Origin of the sequence: Sulfolobus tengchongensis (genome assembly GCF_036967215.1) — an archaeon.
Taxonomy (GTDB): Archaea; Thermoproteota; Thermoprotei_A; order Sulfolobales; family Sulfolobaceae; genus Saccharolobus; species Saccharolobus tengchongensis_A.
On the sequence record NZ_CP146016.1, the window covers coordinates 2,103,959 to 2,118,943 of the forward strand.

The following is a 14,985-nucleotide window of genomic DNA, read 5'->3' on the forward strand; positions in this document are numbered from 1 at the left end:
AAATATTACCAATTTATTTCTATATCTAGTTAAAAAAGAAGAATTAAATTATAAAATAAAAATAAGCTATAAATATTAAAAAATCAGACAGAATTATAGCATATCAAATTTAATGAAAGCTAAAACTATCGTCAATGAATTGCCATTAAATATTAATTTTTTATTTCTATATTTTTACATGTGATTTCAAAGTTTAGCTTTCAAAGACTTAAGAAGGGTGCACTCAAATACTTAGTGTTAGAGTGTCTTAATGATAAACCCATGAGGACATACGAGATAATAAAGACAATTGAGAAAAAGTTTGAAGGATCGTATAGGCCTAGTACAGGTTCAATATATCCAGTTTTGAAAAATCTTCTTGAGAAAGACTTAATAAGAGTAAGAACAGAGGGAAATAAAAAAATATATGTCATAACTGATCGAGGGAGGAAGGAGTTAGAAGAAATTAAAAATAAATCACTTAAACTTCTTGGTGAAAATGCAAATTCATCCAGACAAATATTACAAGAATTATTACAAATTGCGTTTTACCTATATGAAAATAGATCTAAAATAAATGAGGAAAAGACGCAAAAGATTCTAGAATATTTAAAGGCATGTAGAAAACAAATTGAAGATATATTATAGAATATATTGTAATAACTCGATGGCTCTATTTACAACTTTAATAGGATCTTCATCTAAAATAAAAATTGAAGGCTCCTTGCCAAAATCTCCTAAATCTACAATATAATTAGGCACCTTACCCAATTTATTATAGCAACTTTCGATCATGAAGTTCATTGTACCACCTTCCTTAAGTTTAATGTCTTTAGGTTCTGTAGATCTGTCAAAAATACAAGTATCTTGAGCATTTAATTTATTAACGATCTCTTTATAATATTTTAAATTTATGGCACTTCTAATTTTCCTATCAAATTTCATTGCAGTCAGAATTACTCTTGCAATATGATCTGAAGCACCAAAGGCAGGAAGCATACAATATATTACCCTATTAAAGGCTACAGTCAACCTGCCTGGAATCGCTGCTACATCATTCGTATTATTAGCATTTGGTAGAGCGTATCCAATGTTAGTCCTAATTTCTGGGACAAGTAAATATACTTTATCGCTAGACACAAACAAATCCACTGCTTCCTTAAGTTTCTTTAATACAATTTCCCTTTCCTTGCTATCCTGCATAGAAAATAAATAGTATTTTCGCATATAATTTTTTTGATGAGGGGTCTCAATCATTATAAACTATTTTTATTTAAGGCCCCTCAAAGACTTAGGAGAGAAAGCGATAAAGATTATGCCTACAAGATATTACAATTGGTATCTATTAATCTAAACTTAGGAAAACCCTTGAGATACAAAATATATAATGAGGGAAATTATAAGAAAATACATGCAATAACTGACAAAGGTTTAATAATAGTTAAGTATGTCGAAGAAAAGGAAGCAATTGCAATCGTAAAAATAAGGAAGCAAATACGGACTAGGTTCAGATATTTCAAATAATAATAAGTTCACTTAAAAACACTGATATTATACCAGATACAAATATGCCATCAAACGTACCCATTCCACCAATACTTATAATTTGTGGTCTAGCTTCATCAATAATTTTCTTCAGATTAAGCAAATCAGCACCTATAAGAGTTCCTAATACACTACCGATATAAGCTGATACTGGTATGAGAATATGAAGCTTGTAGAACAGAATGTAACTGGTCACTACAGAAAATACACTAGGAATAATTGGGTGCATTACCACACCAACACCTCTTATTACCCTAGAAAATAATTTTGAAATGAGAGCTACTATAATTATATTTATTAGAAAATATAAAATATAAAATTTTAATTCATACATTAAAAACAATGATATCATAGCTGGAATTAAAGCACCACCAAAGTTTACTGCAACTAGAGTGTTAGTACTTAATTTTAAAGCACGTGGTATAAAAATTGGATATCCGAAGAAAAATACCACATCTTGTTCAACCACTATCGCTTCCTTTTTTATTTCCTTTAATACGAGATTAAAAGGACTAGTGAATAGACTTAGAAATGAAATAGAAATAGAAGTAAATATTGCTATATCTCTATTAATACCTATTAACGAGAAAAGTTGAGAAAAATATCCAGCTGAGATTAAAGCCATAATTAAACCTAAAAGAAAATACACTACAGACCTTAAGAGACCCCTAAATGGAGAAAGAACAATTACCCTCCTCAACGTTTATTACACTCCTTATTGGCTTTTATATAGTCCTCCCAAGTATTTATATTATATAATCTTTCTCCCCCTTCGATAACTATATCTTTGTAATTTTCAAAATTTAATCCAGTCCAGTACGAAATACCAAAATATTCACTATTACCCTTTAGGTTACATATATCAGTATCACACTTATCTATTAAAAACTTTAATACATTGCTATTAATATAAGCAATGTCAACTGGCACGATTAAAATTGGAGGCTTTAGATTCTCAACAACATATTTAATATCACTTTCATAACCGTCATCCCTAGTTAGAAATATTTTAAAAACTGAATTTTGAAATATTTGAAATAGAGGATGAGAGGAACTAATACCTAAATATATATCATCAGCTATTTCAGATACAGACTCATAGACCCACGAAATCAAAGGCTTACCACATACCACCAGAAACGGCTTGAATAACGATATTCTCTTACCCTTTCCCCCCGCCAGGATTAGAGCTTTCAAATCTAACCAACTCCTCCTCAAAGTCTTCACTGAAGGAACCAACACCTTGAACTTCCAAAACCGGATCTCCCTTTCTTACCTCACCTATCACATAAGCCTCGCTAGTCTTCTCCAGAACTTTCTCCGGATTCTCAGTAACTACTAAAAAGGCGCCAGAGGAGATTAATTTTAATGGATCAATGCCTAAAGCAGAAGTTATTATCTTAGTCTCATACCTAACTTTAATCTTATCCAGGTTAACTGAAATAGTATAACCAGAGGCTCTTGCTATTTCAACCAATGCCTGCATCACTCCTCCTTCAGTAGCGTCGTGCATAGCAGTAGCATATTCCACTACATTTAAGGCCCGTTCTTGTACTATGATATCATATTTAAATTGTTTTGCCTTAAATATGACTTCTTTACTAACTCCTTTTCTTAATAATAAATCTTCATAATCTTTAGCGAGAATCCAAGTTCCTTCTATCCCTGGACTACCCACTAGTATGACTTTCATTCCGTCCATTACTTTATCGTAGCTTAAAAACCTATCAGACGTCCCCATTGCAGTAGTTATAACAATATCTTGTTTCACACTATTGGTAACTTCAGTGTGACCACCTATTACCTTACACCCTATCAGATTACAAGCTTCAGCAATTCCAAAAATCACATAAGTGAGATGTGAAATATCGGAGAGTAAAATAACGTTATTTACCCATTTACATTTAGCCCCTTTCATATTGATGTCATTGCACGCTACAGCTACTGAAAGAAAACCACTATCGCTCTTTGACTCTGTAATTGGATCTGAATGAAGTATTATATATTTTTCCTCAGGCTTAAGAATTGCAGCATCCTCGCCTATTGAAGGACAAATTACGCAATCACCTATTGGTAAATTATAAATAAATTTATTGATAGAAACTTTACCGAAATTCACATTAACTATTATGTAAAAATTAGCATATATGAGTAATGTTACAATTATCGAAGTTGATAACTTATATAAAAACTATAAGGAAAAGGAAGTACTAAAAGGAATTTCGTTCACTGTTAATAAAGGCGAAATATTTTCGTTATTGGGTCCTAATGGTGCAGGAAAGACAACTACCGTGAAGATACTGTCTTGTGTCCTAAAACCCACTAAAGGAAAAGTGAGGGTAATGGGGTATAACGTACCAAGTGAATGTAATAAGATTAGAGAAAGAATAGGAGTAATGCCACAAGATTACCAGGGTTTTTTAGATCTAACTGTCAGAGAAAACATAGAATATTTCGTTAAGTTATATAATGGGATGAAAAAGGAAGTTGATGAACTAATTTCAATGCTAGATTTAGAGGAGGTGAAAAATCAGAAATTAAGATACTTATCAGGGGGCTACATGAGAAGAGTTGGTCTTGCGTCTGCGTTCGCAGGTGGCCAAGAAATTCTATTCCTAGACGAACCTACTGTGGGATTAGATCCTAAAGCGAGGAGAGAATTTTGGGAAATTTTAAAATCGATGAAGAGCAAGGGAGTGACAATATTTTTAACCACTCACTATTTAGATGAGGCACAAAAACTATCTGATAGAGTAGCTATATTATATAAAGGAAAACTAATTAAAGTTTCTACGGCAGATGAGATAATAGCTGAATTTAAGGCAAGCACTTTAGAAGATGCTTACCTAGAATTAATTAAATCACTAGAGGAGAGTGAAAAATAATGAATAGAATCCTACTTACTGTTTCTGCTTTAGTCAAGGACAACCTAAGAAATAGATTCGTAATATTTTGGATTGTCGTGTTTCCTATCTTAATAACGTTACTGTTTGGTCTTGTATTTGGCGGGTTTAGCAATTACTTTCATATAACGGTAGTGGTGGAGGGTAATCCAAATTTAGCTAAGTACCTTAACACGACTAATGTGTTCCAAGGAGTAACTAATGTAACACTAGCTTATGCAATAGAACACGATTATATTTACATAAAGATAAACGGAACTAATTTCACAATATATACCAGTAAGCAAAACCAAGAATTCGTACCAGTGCTAGAGTCAGTAATTGAGCAGTATTATCAAAGGACAAATAATACATACCATTTTACAGTATCCCAAATATCAAACTATACTTACTATTATTATTTGATTTCTGGAATAATAGGGATAATTTCACTATCTAACGGAATACTTAGTATGATAGGCGTATCTGCAGGGTATTATAGGGATAGGGTTATTGAAAGATTAGCTACATCACCGCTAAGAAGTTATGAATGGGTGATCTCATTAATAATTTATGTGATTATCATAACTCTTATTTCTACAACTACAGTAATCATTTTGGGAATAATTTTTGGTTTTATACCATTAATAAGCTTAGCATTTATCGGATTCCTAGTAATCTCAACGCTATTATTTGGCGGTTTAGGTGCAATAATCTATGGATTAACACCTAAGGATAAAATATTCCTCTCAGAAATTGTGGCTAATGTTCTAGTATTTCCCCTAATGTTCTTGAGCAACGCATTCTTTCCTCCTACGGTATATCCCCCACTCATAAGAGTATTTATAGAATATCAACCCTTGTCAATTATTATAACTGTCATAAGGGATCTAATAGTTTACGGAGTTGCACCAAATCCAATATTAGTTGTTATGATTTTGATCTTTACATTGGTTTTTCTTTATGCTGGAGGAAGACTATTGCGGCTAAGAGAAATTGATTAAAACCAAATGGAATATAACGTTTGAAAGTTGTTTAAAAAAGAGAAAATCAATTTATTAAAGCTAATTGCATAATGCAGCCAAGCTGAGATAGAGCAGAAACGTATAATATATTATTTCATACATGTCCACTGAGAGACGAACTGGAAGTCTTAATGTGAAAAACTGCATCAGTACCCAAGCATAAATATATGCCAGAATATTCGTTATACCACACCACCGCTCTCTTTAAATCCTTGGAGCTTTCGTTACATTAGTCATAGATAATGGATATGCGTCTGGACCATTAATATCAGTAATATTAAGTTTAAGGAATGTAACATTACCTACATTAATTAGCTCTGTATTTTCACTGCAAACATTATCTTAGGTTTTTTTTAGAATTATTAAATAGAGGACCCATATGTTACCATAAGATATAAGGGATGAAATAAATGTAAAAATTACATAATAAATAATTTATACCTTCGTGATGATATCATGACCCAATCTACCATTAAATCCAAGAAGGATTAGACTTGTTAAGAAAGCTTAATAGTCCTTCTCTTGCCTCTTCACTTTGGACTTGAACTACAAGGTCGTCAAATGCTTTGTCAATGTATTGTCTAAATGGCCTTAGCATATTTCTTTTCACATATAATGTGGCGAAAGGTGCTGAAGACGAAATCTCCTTCATTAAACCTTCTGTAGCCTTATCTAAGTTATCACTTACTATATGAACTAAACCCATTGATTTAGCTTCATCTGCATTAATTACCTCACCACTTATAGCCAGCCTCTTAACGTTATTGTAACCTATTATGAAGGCGCCTATTGACGAGAGAACTGGAGGAAATAATCCAATTTTCACTCCTGGAGTGGCAAATTTAGCGTTAGCCTCTGATACTACATAATCTGAGAGAAGCAATAATTCCATAGAAGCTCCATATGCTATCTTTTTTACTTGAGAAATCACTATCTTATTTAAGTCCAACATCTTATGAAAGATCTCCCTCATGTAAGTAAAGAAGGTTATAGCAAATTCACTATCATTTGTAGCCCTAATTAGTTCCCTAATATCCGCTCCAGCTCCGAAATTGTCCTCTCCTCTAATAATTAGGAATCTTTTATTTTTATTCTCATTAATTGATGAAAGAGTGTCTATCACCTCAGTCATAAATTTTACATTAAACAAGTTATATTTATTTTCAGGCTGAAAGAATTTCAACAATATATATTTATCGTGCTCATAAACTTCTATAGGCATATTATTAGAACTATTTACGAAAAGAAAAACTTATTGTAAAACCTTATTTAACTCTTCTAAAATACCTTTCACTCTTTGCTTATCCTCACTACTTAACCTCTCTAAATTCTCTATTATATACCTAACTGAAAATTCTAGTTGGGCTATAGCTTCCTTTATTTTATCTTCTTCTGACATAACTCCGACAACTTTCTTACCTTCCGGAGTTAGCTCATAATATTTTTTCCATCCATCAACCTTACTGATTCTTATTAAACCCTCAGACTCTAAAGCGTCTAAAGCGGGATACACTGAGCCAGGAGATGGTCTCCACATACCATAACTTATCTTCTCGATCTCATCCATTATCTGAGCACCAGTCATGGGCCCTTTTGACAACACATACAATATAAGCCATTTTAACCCTCTTCGATGATGCCAGTGCATAAATTCTCAATAACTATTTCTCTTTAACATTTATATAATCTGTTATTATTACTTCAACGGATAGTTCTAGTTAATTTTACAATTAATTGTATCAATACATGTTAGTAAACTCTCAGGCTGTATTAATCATACTACTTTAATAGCTACTTTAGTTATCTTTTTTACCGAAATGAGATTTAACGTAATTCCAAAAATTTTGTCATAAGATTAAAAAGATATATGACTATTTTAACTTTTAATTATCAAAAAGAATAGAAAAATTATAATGGCTTAAACTCCTTTTCAACTAACTGAGCCATTTTATCTGCACAGTCCTTTATATCGCCAAGCATCTTAGATTTGAGCTCAGCATAATCCCTAGCCTTATATAAATATCTTGGTCTTCCTGCTTTATTACCTGGTTCTTTTATTCTCATTACTAATCCCATCTCGAGTAATTTATTTAAGCTTCTATTGATAGAGGCCTTGGAAAGTTTAAGATCGCTCTCTAATTCTTCAGTTCCCCTAGCATCACCTTTCATTAAAGCTAACAATACTGTTACATCAGTCTCTGATAAGCCATAGCAAAATGACAAAATATCTACAAGACCGGCATCCTTTCCAGATGGTAACTTTATTCTTGTACCCTCACTTAATTGCGTTTCAGACATTTATCTCACTAATAAAGAATCTAACAACTCACATATAAAAATTTTTTCCAACCACACTAAGGTAACTATTGAATCTATTAACCTCTTATGCAAGTATTATACAAAAATAAATAACCCCAAGTATTACTAATATTCTTTGGATATAAAGCATTACTACATCATTCTCACTTATGTGCTACTATCTATTAATTACAGATCTGAGTAAGATTTATATATTAGACTAGTAATAGTGTATTATGGTGAATATATATGGCAGTAGAAGAAATAGTTAAAGTATCAAGAAACTATCAAGTAACAATACCTGCAAAGGTTAGACAAAAGTTCCAAATCAAAGAAGGAGATCTAGTTAAAGTGACTTACGATGAGAGTGAAGGAGTAGTAAAGATACAATTGCTTAAAGAACCTTGGAAGTAGCTTTTTAACTACAATCTTTTTTCTATATTGTGTTAATAGATTCTCATGCGCATATAGATACGAAAGAATTTGATATGGATAGAGAAATCATAATAAATGAGTGTGATATTTTAATAGTAAATGCTGGTGTTGACTTGGAAAGTAACTTAAAAACATTAGAGCTAGCAAGAAAATATAGAAATATAGTACCTGCAATAGGCTTTCATCCAGAATTTGTAAAAGATAAGGAAAATGAAGTAGAAAAATGTTTGGAACTCACAGAACATGGAAAAATAATAAGTGAGATAGGGCTAGATTATTTTTGGATAAAAGAAAGTGAATTTAGAAAAAAGCAGATAGATATTTTACATAAGTTCCTTGAAAAAGCCGAGAAAGAAATGAAACCTGCAATAATACACATCAGGGGAGGAATGAAAGATTTCCTCGAAATAATAAAGTCGTATAAAGTTAAATTCGTTATACATAGCTTTGAAGGAAACGTAGCAACTGCTAACAAAATAATAGAGCTTGGAGGATATATATCAATTCCTCCTATTATAGTGAGAGATAAGAATAGGCAAAACGTTGCTAAGGATATACCCATAGACTATATACTTACGGAAACAGACTCCCCGTTTATGTCTGCAGAAAAAATGAGCAGAAACAAACCATGTAATGTTAAAATAGTAATAAAAGAACTTAGCAATTTAAAAAAGATTGAGGAGAAAGAAATTGAAGATATCATATATAAGAATTTCCTACTTCTCCTCGGCAGTTCTACAGCACACTAGCAGTACAGAGGAGATTATGAAACCTAAAGTTGGTATATAATATCTTGGCTCTGGCGCTAACCATGCAAGCATAGAAGAAGAGAAAATAGCCATTAGTAGCATTATAAGTGACAATCCTAATACTACCACACCACTAATTGCCATTGGCTTATCGATCTTATACATACTAACCAACCAATATATAATAATTAAATTTAGCTTAAAAAGTTTTACTCTGTATGAGAAAAATCAAAAATAATTAAAAAAAGAAATTACCTTAATTAGTTATGCTTGTCTTCTGGCGCAAAATAGACAAATAGAAAGAACGATATGAACCCTATAAATGCGCCAATCGTAAATGGCAAAATGTAGTTCGTAGCTGCTGCATGAAGAGTCTCTTCAGATAGTTCCCACACTAATAAGGCTATAGCTAATATATAGCCTATTCCTAATAATTTAAAGAAACTTACCATAAAACTCACCCCTGTTCAACCAAAATGGAACCCCATAAACCCATAACATAGCCAGTCTGCTCACCAGTCAACGTATTTGACATATCCATGAAATTATAATTGTAGTACACCGGAGTTATCAGACCATATAAATATGCCGGTGCGTTAGCATTAAAGGTTAATATAATTGTCTTATTATACTGTATTGGAACCTCTTTTACTAACGTAATTGAACCATTCCACCACACAGCGTAAATCCCCACATATACGTTACTTACTGCATACGGAGTTCCATCAGCAGAGTAATTATACAGGAAATTATGATCTGAATGTGGCATTGGGATATACATATTTAGGGTAACAGTTGAATTTGCTAAAACTATGGCAGTTGGTCCTGGAACTGAGTTATTGAACAAAGCGTATTGATTAGCTACTAGATTAATAACTGGAGATTTAGTAGTATTGTATAGTATAATGGGTGGATTATAGGGGTCGCCAACTAACATTGTAGCCTGGGCGAGATGTGTTTGTGTAACATATTTGCTGACATCAATGGGGCTCATATATCCTTGATAGGGTATTACCAACAGTAAACCTACTTGGTAACTAAACCATGGACCATTATATTCACCATTTAAAAATGCGAAGGCACCGGTTATATTTGGAACTACAACTGGTGCGTATTGTACAAGTCCAGGAACTATTTGAACATCGTCCACATGAGTGGCATAATCTGGAAAGTAAAAGTTAGCTGTTGCCTCACCAAACGGAGCATACATTGTTAGATTAATATACTCCCCAGGATGTGCAACCATAACATTATAATAAAGAGAATTGCCTAGCTCATTTGAAGTGATACCGCCACCATTTTCTTTTATAGCAAAATAATACTGGTAAGAGTACAATGTTCCCTGAATAACTTTATCATTACTCACAGCGGTTTGTGGAATTACCGTTCCAGCTTGCACAGATGAAGAATTACCGCCCACAGTAAATACTGAAGGTGCAGTAGCCCCAATAACTATTGCAAATAATATAATAACGTATATAACCCAATAAAGCTCAAATTTCTCTTTCTTATCCATAAACTTACACCTCCTATATCGACTTCATACCTTTAAGTGATCCAACAGCTGAAAAAATAATCCCAATTGTAAGAAGAATTATCCATATCCAAGTTTGAGTGGTATAGGCATCACCTGCAAACGCCAAAGTAAACGTACTAATTACAATTAATATAGCTCCAACAATAGCGATAGCTAACATAGAAGACAATCCCTTTTTACTGGAATTATGAGCTTTCATAAATTGCATTATGGAACCGAAGGAAACATTGGAGGGCCATTCTAAACTCATGGCCACTGCACCTGCAATCTGCTGTAATGATAAACCTTCTAGTTTAATTAATCTGCCTTTAACTAATGTTAATACTAAATTCAAGAACCAGACCATCGTTGATAACTCTGCTATGAGTGCACCTACAGTAGCTAACACCTCGGCATCAATCAATCCGGGAAACCTAGGATATATCTCAGCCCTTCTCACTACACCATAGAAACCTATTAATTCAAAACCTACTATTAAAAGCGTAGTACCTATCATATATCCCACGTAGTGTATCCACGCCATTCCTTTAGAGAACCACATTCTACCACTCATCATAGATATCATAATGTATAGTACTGCCCATGCCGCAGGCACTATAGAAAATAGTATCATTGCGTGGAAGTGACCCACAACCCAATCTGTATTATGGACAATTGCATCAAAACTTATCGTAGCGTTAGAAATACCAGTAACACCAGCTGCAATTGCGCCTGCAAATGAGGTTACGGTCCATGCTGTGATAATATTCCAGTTTACATTAGCACCTTTTGCAGTAGCCCATAAATTAAAGAAAGTCATCATTGATGGGATAACTACGGAATATGTTAATACTTCTTGAAGGAATTTTAACGTTATAGGCAGATTAACCATGTACAAATGATGAATAGGAACGTTATTTGAAAATATTAAATATAGTAGGGCTGATATTCTTCCCATCCTATCACTATATAACGGTTTATTAGCGAGCATTGGTATTAACAAGTATAAGGCACCAACAGCCGGAACCCAAGCCATATATACTATAGCATGACCAAATATCCAGAAAGCTATCTGATTAGCTATTGGATCTAAACCAACTAAGTGATAAAATGCTAAAACGTCCCACACATCTGCTGCTGTGACGCCAGAGTACCCTATCATGAACATTAAAGTAACCATTAAGAAGAAAACTAGTGGCACTGGAAGTTTTTCTTTCATATTTTTACTAGCTAAGTAATAATGATAAACAATCCAGAAACCATCTATATACGTAAAGGCATCTAGTAGAATCCATCCCCAGAAGAATAGAGGACTAACAACATATTGCGAATAACCGGGAATACCTAAAGGTGAAAGATAATACCAAATCGTGGCTGAAAAATAATTATCAAACCCAGCCGCTGGAATAATCAATATAGGACCTTCCATGAACATCATTGAAATATTAATTAATATAAACCCAAGATTTAGCATCCATTTTGCTCTTGGTTCAATATTCAATAATTTTATAGTGAAATAGATAAATATAGCATAAATTACTTGCTGTGCGAAACCAAACAAGTCCCTTTCCGCATGTAATGTTATTCCGGCATAGTATTCTTGAGGAGTTAAAACGAGATTCGCGGAAAGACCCCAAGCAGCCTCATCTAATCTCACCATCAAGGAGTCTATGACTCCTAATAAGCCCCATATAACTCCTAAAACCAACATGGCCATTACAATCCTAGTAACCCAATCTTTGTCAAGTTGGAAAAGATCAACAATTACATCTTTTAATCCCATATCACTCAACTCTAACTATAAAAAGTTCTAGCTAACTTAAATATTTTTCTTATTAACTCTTTATAGGTTTATTTTAACAATGTTTATGGTTTATCTAGTTTACTGAATTAATTAAGTTTATTCTATCTTTTATGGAAAATGAATAAACTTATACTATTTCGGCAAAGATCCTAAACTTATTGGATTAATCAAAAACGCTTATTATACCTGAATAGTATATGTAAATCACCTAAAATAGTACAGAAGAAACTGCCACAATATATTACATATGAGGACATATACTGGATCCATCCCATAGTTAGAGGGAATAGAGTAAATCATTTATAGTATAATTAATATCCATTTAATAGAAGGGGCCGTAGTCTAGCTTGGACCAGGACGCCAGGCTTGGGCCCTGGTGATCGCGGGTTCAAATCCCGCCGGCCCCATCTGATCATTAATGAATAAACTTTAGTAAAAATACACCTTTTTAGAGAAGGAAATTATCTTATTCATGTTACCAAATTTGACGTGGATTATTTGTAGTGTTATAATAAAGATTTAAAAATACTTCTAAATTTTTTAGAGTATAATAGTTAAGTGCTTATCTAAAATCTTCATAATGAGATTGAAAATGTAAAAATTTTATCTATTTTAGAGCCTGATACGATGATTAAACATCGTCTGAAAACGGCTAGATGCTGGCACAAAAACCTCTTACTGAACGGAAAAATCATTATAATTTCAGTTAAATAATAATGATTATGACTAGAGATTCCATATCATATCATGTTTTGCAAGCTTTAAGAAGGATTCGAGTTGCGACTTTTTATCTTGAAAGTGGGATGATTGACGAAGCTAAGAAAGAAGCGTTAAAGTCATGGAGACAAATTATGTCATCACTTTTGATAATGAACCTTTATAAAGAAGAATTAAAGCTTTCATCATATAATGTACCAAGATCTAAAATCTTCAGTGTATCAAAATCGCTTGAAGATAAAGGATACAACGATTTAGTCGAAATATCAGCAATTTATTTTTCTCTTCTACAAGATATTCCACAAAGCGAAATAAAGATCTTAATAATTAAACTAATTGAAGATGAGATGAACCACATTAGAGAATGGTTTAAATCAACATGGAACCAAAAATTAGAATCCGAATTTATCGATACAACTAGCTCGTTAAAGAATGTCTTATAAGATTTTGCTTTATGGTGCCGGAAGATAACTTTTTAATCGATTGTTAGTATTTTTATTTGTGCCGGAGTAGCTCAGTCGGCAGAGCGCCCGGCTGTTAAGCCGGGTGCAGAAACCGGGTGGTCGGAGGTTCGAGTCCTCCCTCCGGCGCTATTGTCTGTTGCGTTAATTAAGATATATTAACACATATCGTTAGCTTATTCTCTTGAGAGTAAAGATTAGGTCAATACTTTAGAAATATAGCGTAGGCTATAACTATGAGATAGCGGAAGTCAAGCTAACAACTTTGAATGCAGAGATCTTTCTATAGTAACTTACCGGAAATGCAATGTATATATCTTTATAATCTACTGTTAGTATTTCAAAATTAAAAATTTTTGAAATTATTTATCATCCAAATTCCTTCTACAAATTAATGTGCTACTAACCAATAATGTCCAGATTCAAATAGTCAAATCCACAAATGATCCATAAAGATAACTCTTAAATAAATCAAAAATACAGTATATAGATGGGGTCAGGGAGGGTGGGGGGTCTCGCCATCCCCTGTGACCCGTACGGCGTAAAGCGGGCACCAGTAACCTCTATCCTATGGTATCTCCTATCTGTAGGTCCTAGCGGATCAATGAAGGCTGCCCAGTGGGGCTTGGCGGTCGTGGGCTCCTTCTCCGGAGGGAGAAGGAGTACCACGTTAACTGGGGGAATCGGTCAGGCCCGGAAGGGAGCAGCCGTGCCCGGACGCCAGCGTTCACTGGTCTACAGCCTGAGTGAAGCTGGGGTTAAACCTACAGATAGGTAGGCCATGGGATAGGGGAGCTGACCCCGTAAAGAATAAAAGGGTAAGTGATACATAATTTAAGTAGTGCCGAGGTCGCCTAGCCAGGTAGGGCGGCGGCCTGCTAAGCCGCTGGGGGTCCTCCCCACGCGGGTTCAAATCCCGCCCTCGGCGCTTGGGGGGAATACCCCCCTTCAATTTCCAATTTAGTTTTTCATGAAGTCCTTTGATGTCATTCAGAGGTATAAATTTCTTTATCTTATTACTTGCATCCCCCTTCTCATCCTCATAATCATTAATTACTACAAAATGTCTTCCTGCATTTTCACTTAAATCGCTACGCTAATTCTTTTCAGTAAAATCTAATTAGATAATTGTTTTTCTTTTTGAATTCTACCAAATAGATATCCCATTAGGTTAATCTCGTTAATAGTTTGACAAAATACTCTGCTAGCTAGTAAGAGATACTTAATAGCAAGATCTAAAGTAATAAGGTACTTAATACTGAAAAATTTTGTACAGTTTTATTTAAAAATTAAAGATACAAAGAAAGAATTTGTAGATCTATACTTCAATTACTTTTGTATAAATATTGCATGGAGATTTTAGAAATTGTTAGTTAAGTTCTTAGAGCTTTCTATGATAAATACTACTTGAACTTTAAAACAAATTTGCAAGAATATTGTAAACTATCGTATCTTATTACTCTGTTTCTAAGATAAAGAGATACGAAATAGATCACAGATTTCTAAAAATAATAAAGTACATAATTTTTTAATCAATTTCAAAAATAATATATACTTCTGGCTTCTCAAAAACG

At 33.4% G+C, this 14,985-nt stretch carries 18 protein-coding genes, 3 tRNA genes and 1 other RNA gene; 11 read left to right on the plus strand and 11 right to left on the minus strand.

All coding sequences use genetic code 11. The features are described 5' to 3' along the window. Nucleotides 1-180 precede the first annotated feature (180 nt). Entirely contained in the window at nt 181-627 is a 447-nt protein-coding gene (locus tag V6M85_RS10010) for a PadR family transcriptional regulator (protein WP_338599475.1), read from the plus strand. Here V6M85_RS10010 and V6M85_RS10015 read toward each other — a convergent pair. Further along, nucleotides 622-1,206, minus strand: coding sequence for a thiamine-phosphate synthase family protein (locus tag V6M85_RS10015; protein WP_338599478.1), 585 nt, complete (start codon nt 1,204-1,206; stop codon nt 622-624). The two genes, V6M85_RS10010 and V6M85_RS10015, sit on opposite strands and share 6 nt — an antisense overlap. Nucleotides 1,207-1,218: 12 nt before the next feature. Between V6M85_RS10015 and V6M85_RS10020 the strand changes: the two genes are divergently transcribed. After that, the gene (locus tag V6M85_RS10020) at nt 1,219-1,503 is read left to right on the plus strand and encodes a hypothetical protein (protein ID WP_338599481.1); all 285 of its coding nucleotides are present in this window, start codon (nt 1,219-1,221) and stop codon (nt 1,501-1,503) included. Here V6M85_RS10020 and V6M85_RS10025 read toward each other — a convergent pair. From V6M85_RS10025 to V6M85_RS10035, 3 genes are read right to left on the minus strand one after another with little or no spacing between them, the layout of a single operon-like run. Continuing rightward, nucleotides 1,496-2,224, minus strand: a complete 729-nt coding sequence (locus V6M85_RS10025; protein WP_338599484.1) for a DUF1614 domain-containing protein — start codon at nt 2,222-2,224, stop codon at nt 1,496-1,498. The two genes, V6M85_RS10020 and V6M85_RS10025, sit on opposite strands and share 8 nt — an antisense overlap. Beyond that, complete coding sequence (locus tag V6M85_RS10030) at nt 2,221-2,721, minus strand: NTP transferase domain-containing protein (RefSeq protein WP_338599486.1); 501 nt, start codon at nt 2,719-2,721, stop codon at nt 2,221-2,223. Before V6M85_RS10030 ends, V6M85_RS10025 begins: the two co-directional genes overlap by 4 nt. After that, on the minus strand, nt 2,687-3,643 hold the full coding sequence (locus tag V6M85_RS10035; RefSeq protein WP_338599488.1) for an AIR synthase family protein: 957 nt from the start codon (nt 3,641-3,643) through the stop codon (nt 2,687-2,689). The genes V6M85_RS10030 and V6M85_RS10035 overlap by 35 nt, the downstream gene beginning before the upstream one ends. A gap of 28 nt (nt 3,644-3,671) precedes the next feature. Here V6M85_RS10035 and V6M85_RS10040 point away from each other — a divergent pair, with 28 nt between their 5' ends. Both V6M85_RS10040 and V6M85_RS10045 read left to right on the plus strand, forming a co-directional pair. After that, a complete protein-coding gene (locus tag V6M85_RS10040) occupies nt 3,672-4,409 on the plus strand; it encodes an ABC transporter ATP-binding protein (protein WP_338599491.1) in 738 nt (245 codons plus the stop codon). Next, nucleotides 4,409-5,410, plus strand: a complete 1,002-nt coding sequence (locus V6M85_RS10045; RefSeq protein ID WP_338599494.1) for an ABC transporter permease — start codon at nt 4,409-4,411, stop codon at nt 5,408-5,410. The genes V6M85_RS10040 and V6M85_RS10045 overlap by 1 nt, the downstream gene beginning before the upstream one ends. A 493-nt stretch (nt 5,411-5,903) precedes the next feature. Here the strand turns inward: V6M85_RS10045 and V6M85_RS10050 are convergent, their stop codons facing one another. From V6M85_RS10050 to lrs14, 3 genes are all read right to left on the minus strand, one after another. Beyond that, nucleotides 5,904-6,653: an enoyl-CoA hydratase/isomerase family protein gene (locus V6M85_RS10050; protein WP_338599497.1), complete on the minus strand. Its 750-nt coding sequence runs from the start codon at nt 6,651-6,653 to the stop codon at nt 5,904-5,906. Between the two features lie 30 nt (nt 6,654-6,683). Beyond that, complete coding sequence (locus V6M85_RS10055; protein WP_338599499.1) at nt 6,684-7,079, minus strand: PadR family transcriptional regulator; 396 nt, start codon at nt 7,077-7,079, stop codon at nt 6,684-6,686. 260 nt (nt 7,080-7,339) lie between these two features. After that, a complete protein-coding gene (lrs14, locus tag V6M85_RS10060; RefSeq protein WP_338599502.1) occupies nt 7,340-7,729 on the minus strand; it encodes an HTH-type transcriptional regulator Lrs14 in 390 nt (129 codons plus the stop codon). A 249-nt stretch (nt 7,730-7,978) separates the two neighbouring features. On the opposite strand from lrs14, the gene V6M85_RS10065 reads away from it, so the two are divergent. Both V6M85_RS10065 and V6M85_RS10070 read left to right on the plus strand, forming a co-directional pair. Then, nucleotides 7,979-8,143, plus strand: a complete 165-nt coding sequence (locus V6M85_RS10065) for an AbrB/MazE/SpoVT family DNA-binding domain-containing protein (RefSeq protein WP_012712036.1) — start codon at nt 7,979-7,981, stop codon at nt 8,141-8,143. A gap of 29 nt (nt 8,144-8,172) precedes the next feature. Then, nucleotides 8,173-8,913 carry a TatD family hydrolase gene (locus V6M85_RS10070; protein ID WP_338599531.1) on the plus strand — a complete coding sequence of 247 codons (741 nt, stop codon included), beginning with the start codon at nt 8,173-8,175 and terminating at the stop codon, nt 8,911-8,913. Here V6M85_RS10070 and V6M85_RS10075 read toward each other — a convergent pair. The 4 genes from V6M85_RS10075 to V6M85_RS10090 all read right to left on the minus strand — a co-directional run bounded on the left by V6M85_RS10075 (nt 8,881) and on the right by V6M85_RS10090 (nt 12,212). Continuing rightward, nucleotides 8,881-9,078: a hypothetical protein gene (locus tag V6M85_RS10075; protein WP_338604734.1), complete on the minus strand. Its 198-nt coding sequence runs from the start codon at nt 9,076-9,078 to the stop codon at nt 8,881-8,883. The genes V6M85_RS10070 and V6M85_RS10075 overlap by 33 nt on opposite strands. 95 nt (nt 9,079-9,173) lie before the next feature. Then, nucleotides 9,174-9,365: a hypothetical protein gene (locus tag V6M85_RS10080; protein WP_338599534.1), complete on the minus strand. Its 192-nt coding sequence runs from the start codon at nt 9,363-9,365 to the stop codon at nt 9,174-9,176. 5 nt (nt 9,366-9,370) lie between these two features. After that, nucleotides 9,371-10,429, minus strand: coding sequence for an oxidase (locus tag V6M85_RS10085; protein ID WP_338599537.1), 1,059 nt, complete (start codon nt 10,427-10,429; stop codon nt 9,371-9,373). Nucleotides 10,430-10,442: 13 nt separating this feature from the next. Beyond that, entirely contained in the window at nt 10,443-12,212 is a 1,770-nt protein-coding gene (locus tag V6M85_RS10090; RefSeq protein ID WP_338599540.1) for a cbb3-type cytochrome c oxidase subunit I, read from the minus strand. A gap of 352 nt (nt 12,213-12,564) precedes the next feature. Between V6M85_RS10090 and V6M85_RS10095 the strand changes: the two genes are divergently transcribed. From V6M85_RS10095 to V6M85_RS10115, 5 genes are all read left to right on the plus strand, one after another. Next, a tRNA-Pro gene (locus tag V6M85_RS10095) sits at nt 12,565-12,640 on the plus strand. A 315-nt stretch (nt 12,641-12,955) separates the two neighbouring features. Further along, nucleotides 12,956-13,393, plus strand: a complete 438-nt coding sequence (locus V6M85_RS10100; protein ID WP_338599543.1) for a hypothetical protein — start codon at nt 12,956-12,958, stop codon at nt 13,391-13,393. A 60-nt stretch (nt 13,394-13,453) separates the two neighbouring features. Further along, a tRNA-Asn gene (locus tag V6M85_RS10105) sits at nt 13,454-13,540 on the plus strand. A gap of 364 nt (nt 13,541-13,904) precedes the next feature. Continuing rightward, nucleotides 13,905-14,213, plus strand: an RNA gene (ffs, locus tag V6M85_RS10110) — signal recognition particle sRNA. A gap of 41 nt (nt 14,214-14,254) precedes the next feature. Further along, a tRNA-Ser gene (locus tag V6M85_RS10115) sits at nt 14,255-14,339 on the plus strand. The last annotated feature ends 646 nt before the right edge of the window (nt 14,340-14,985 follow it).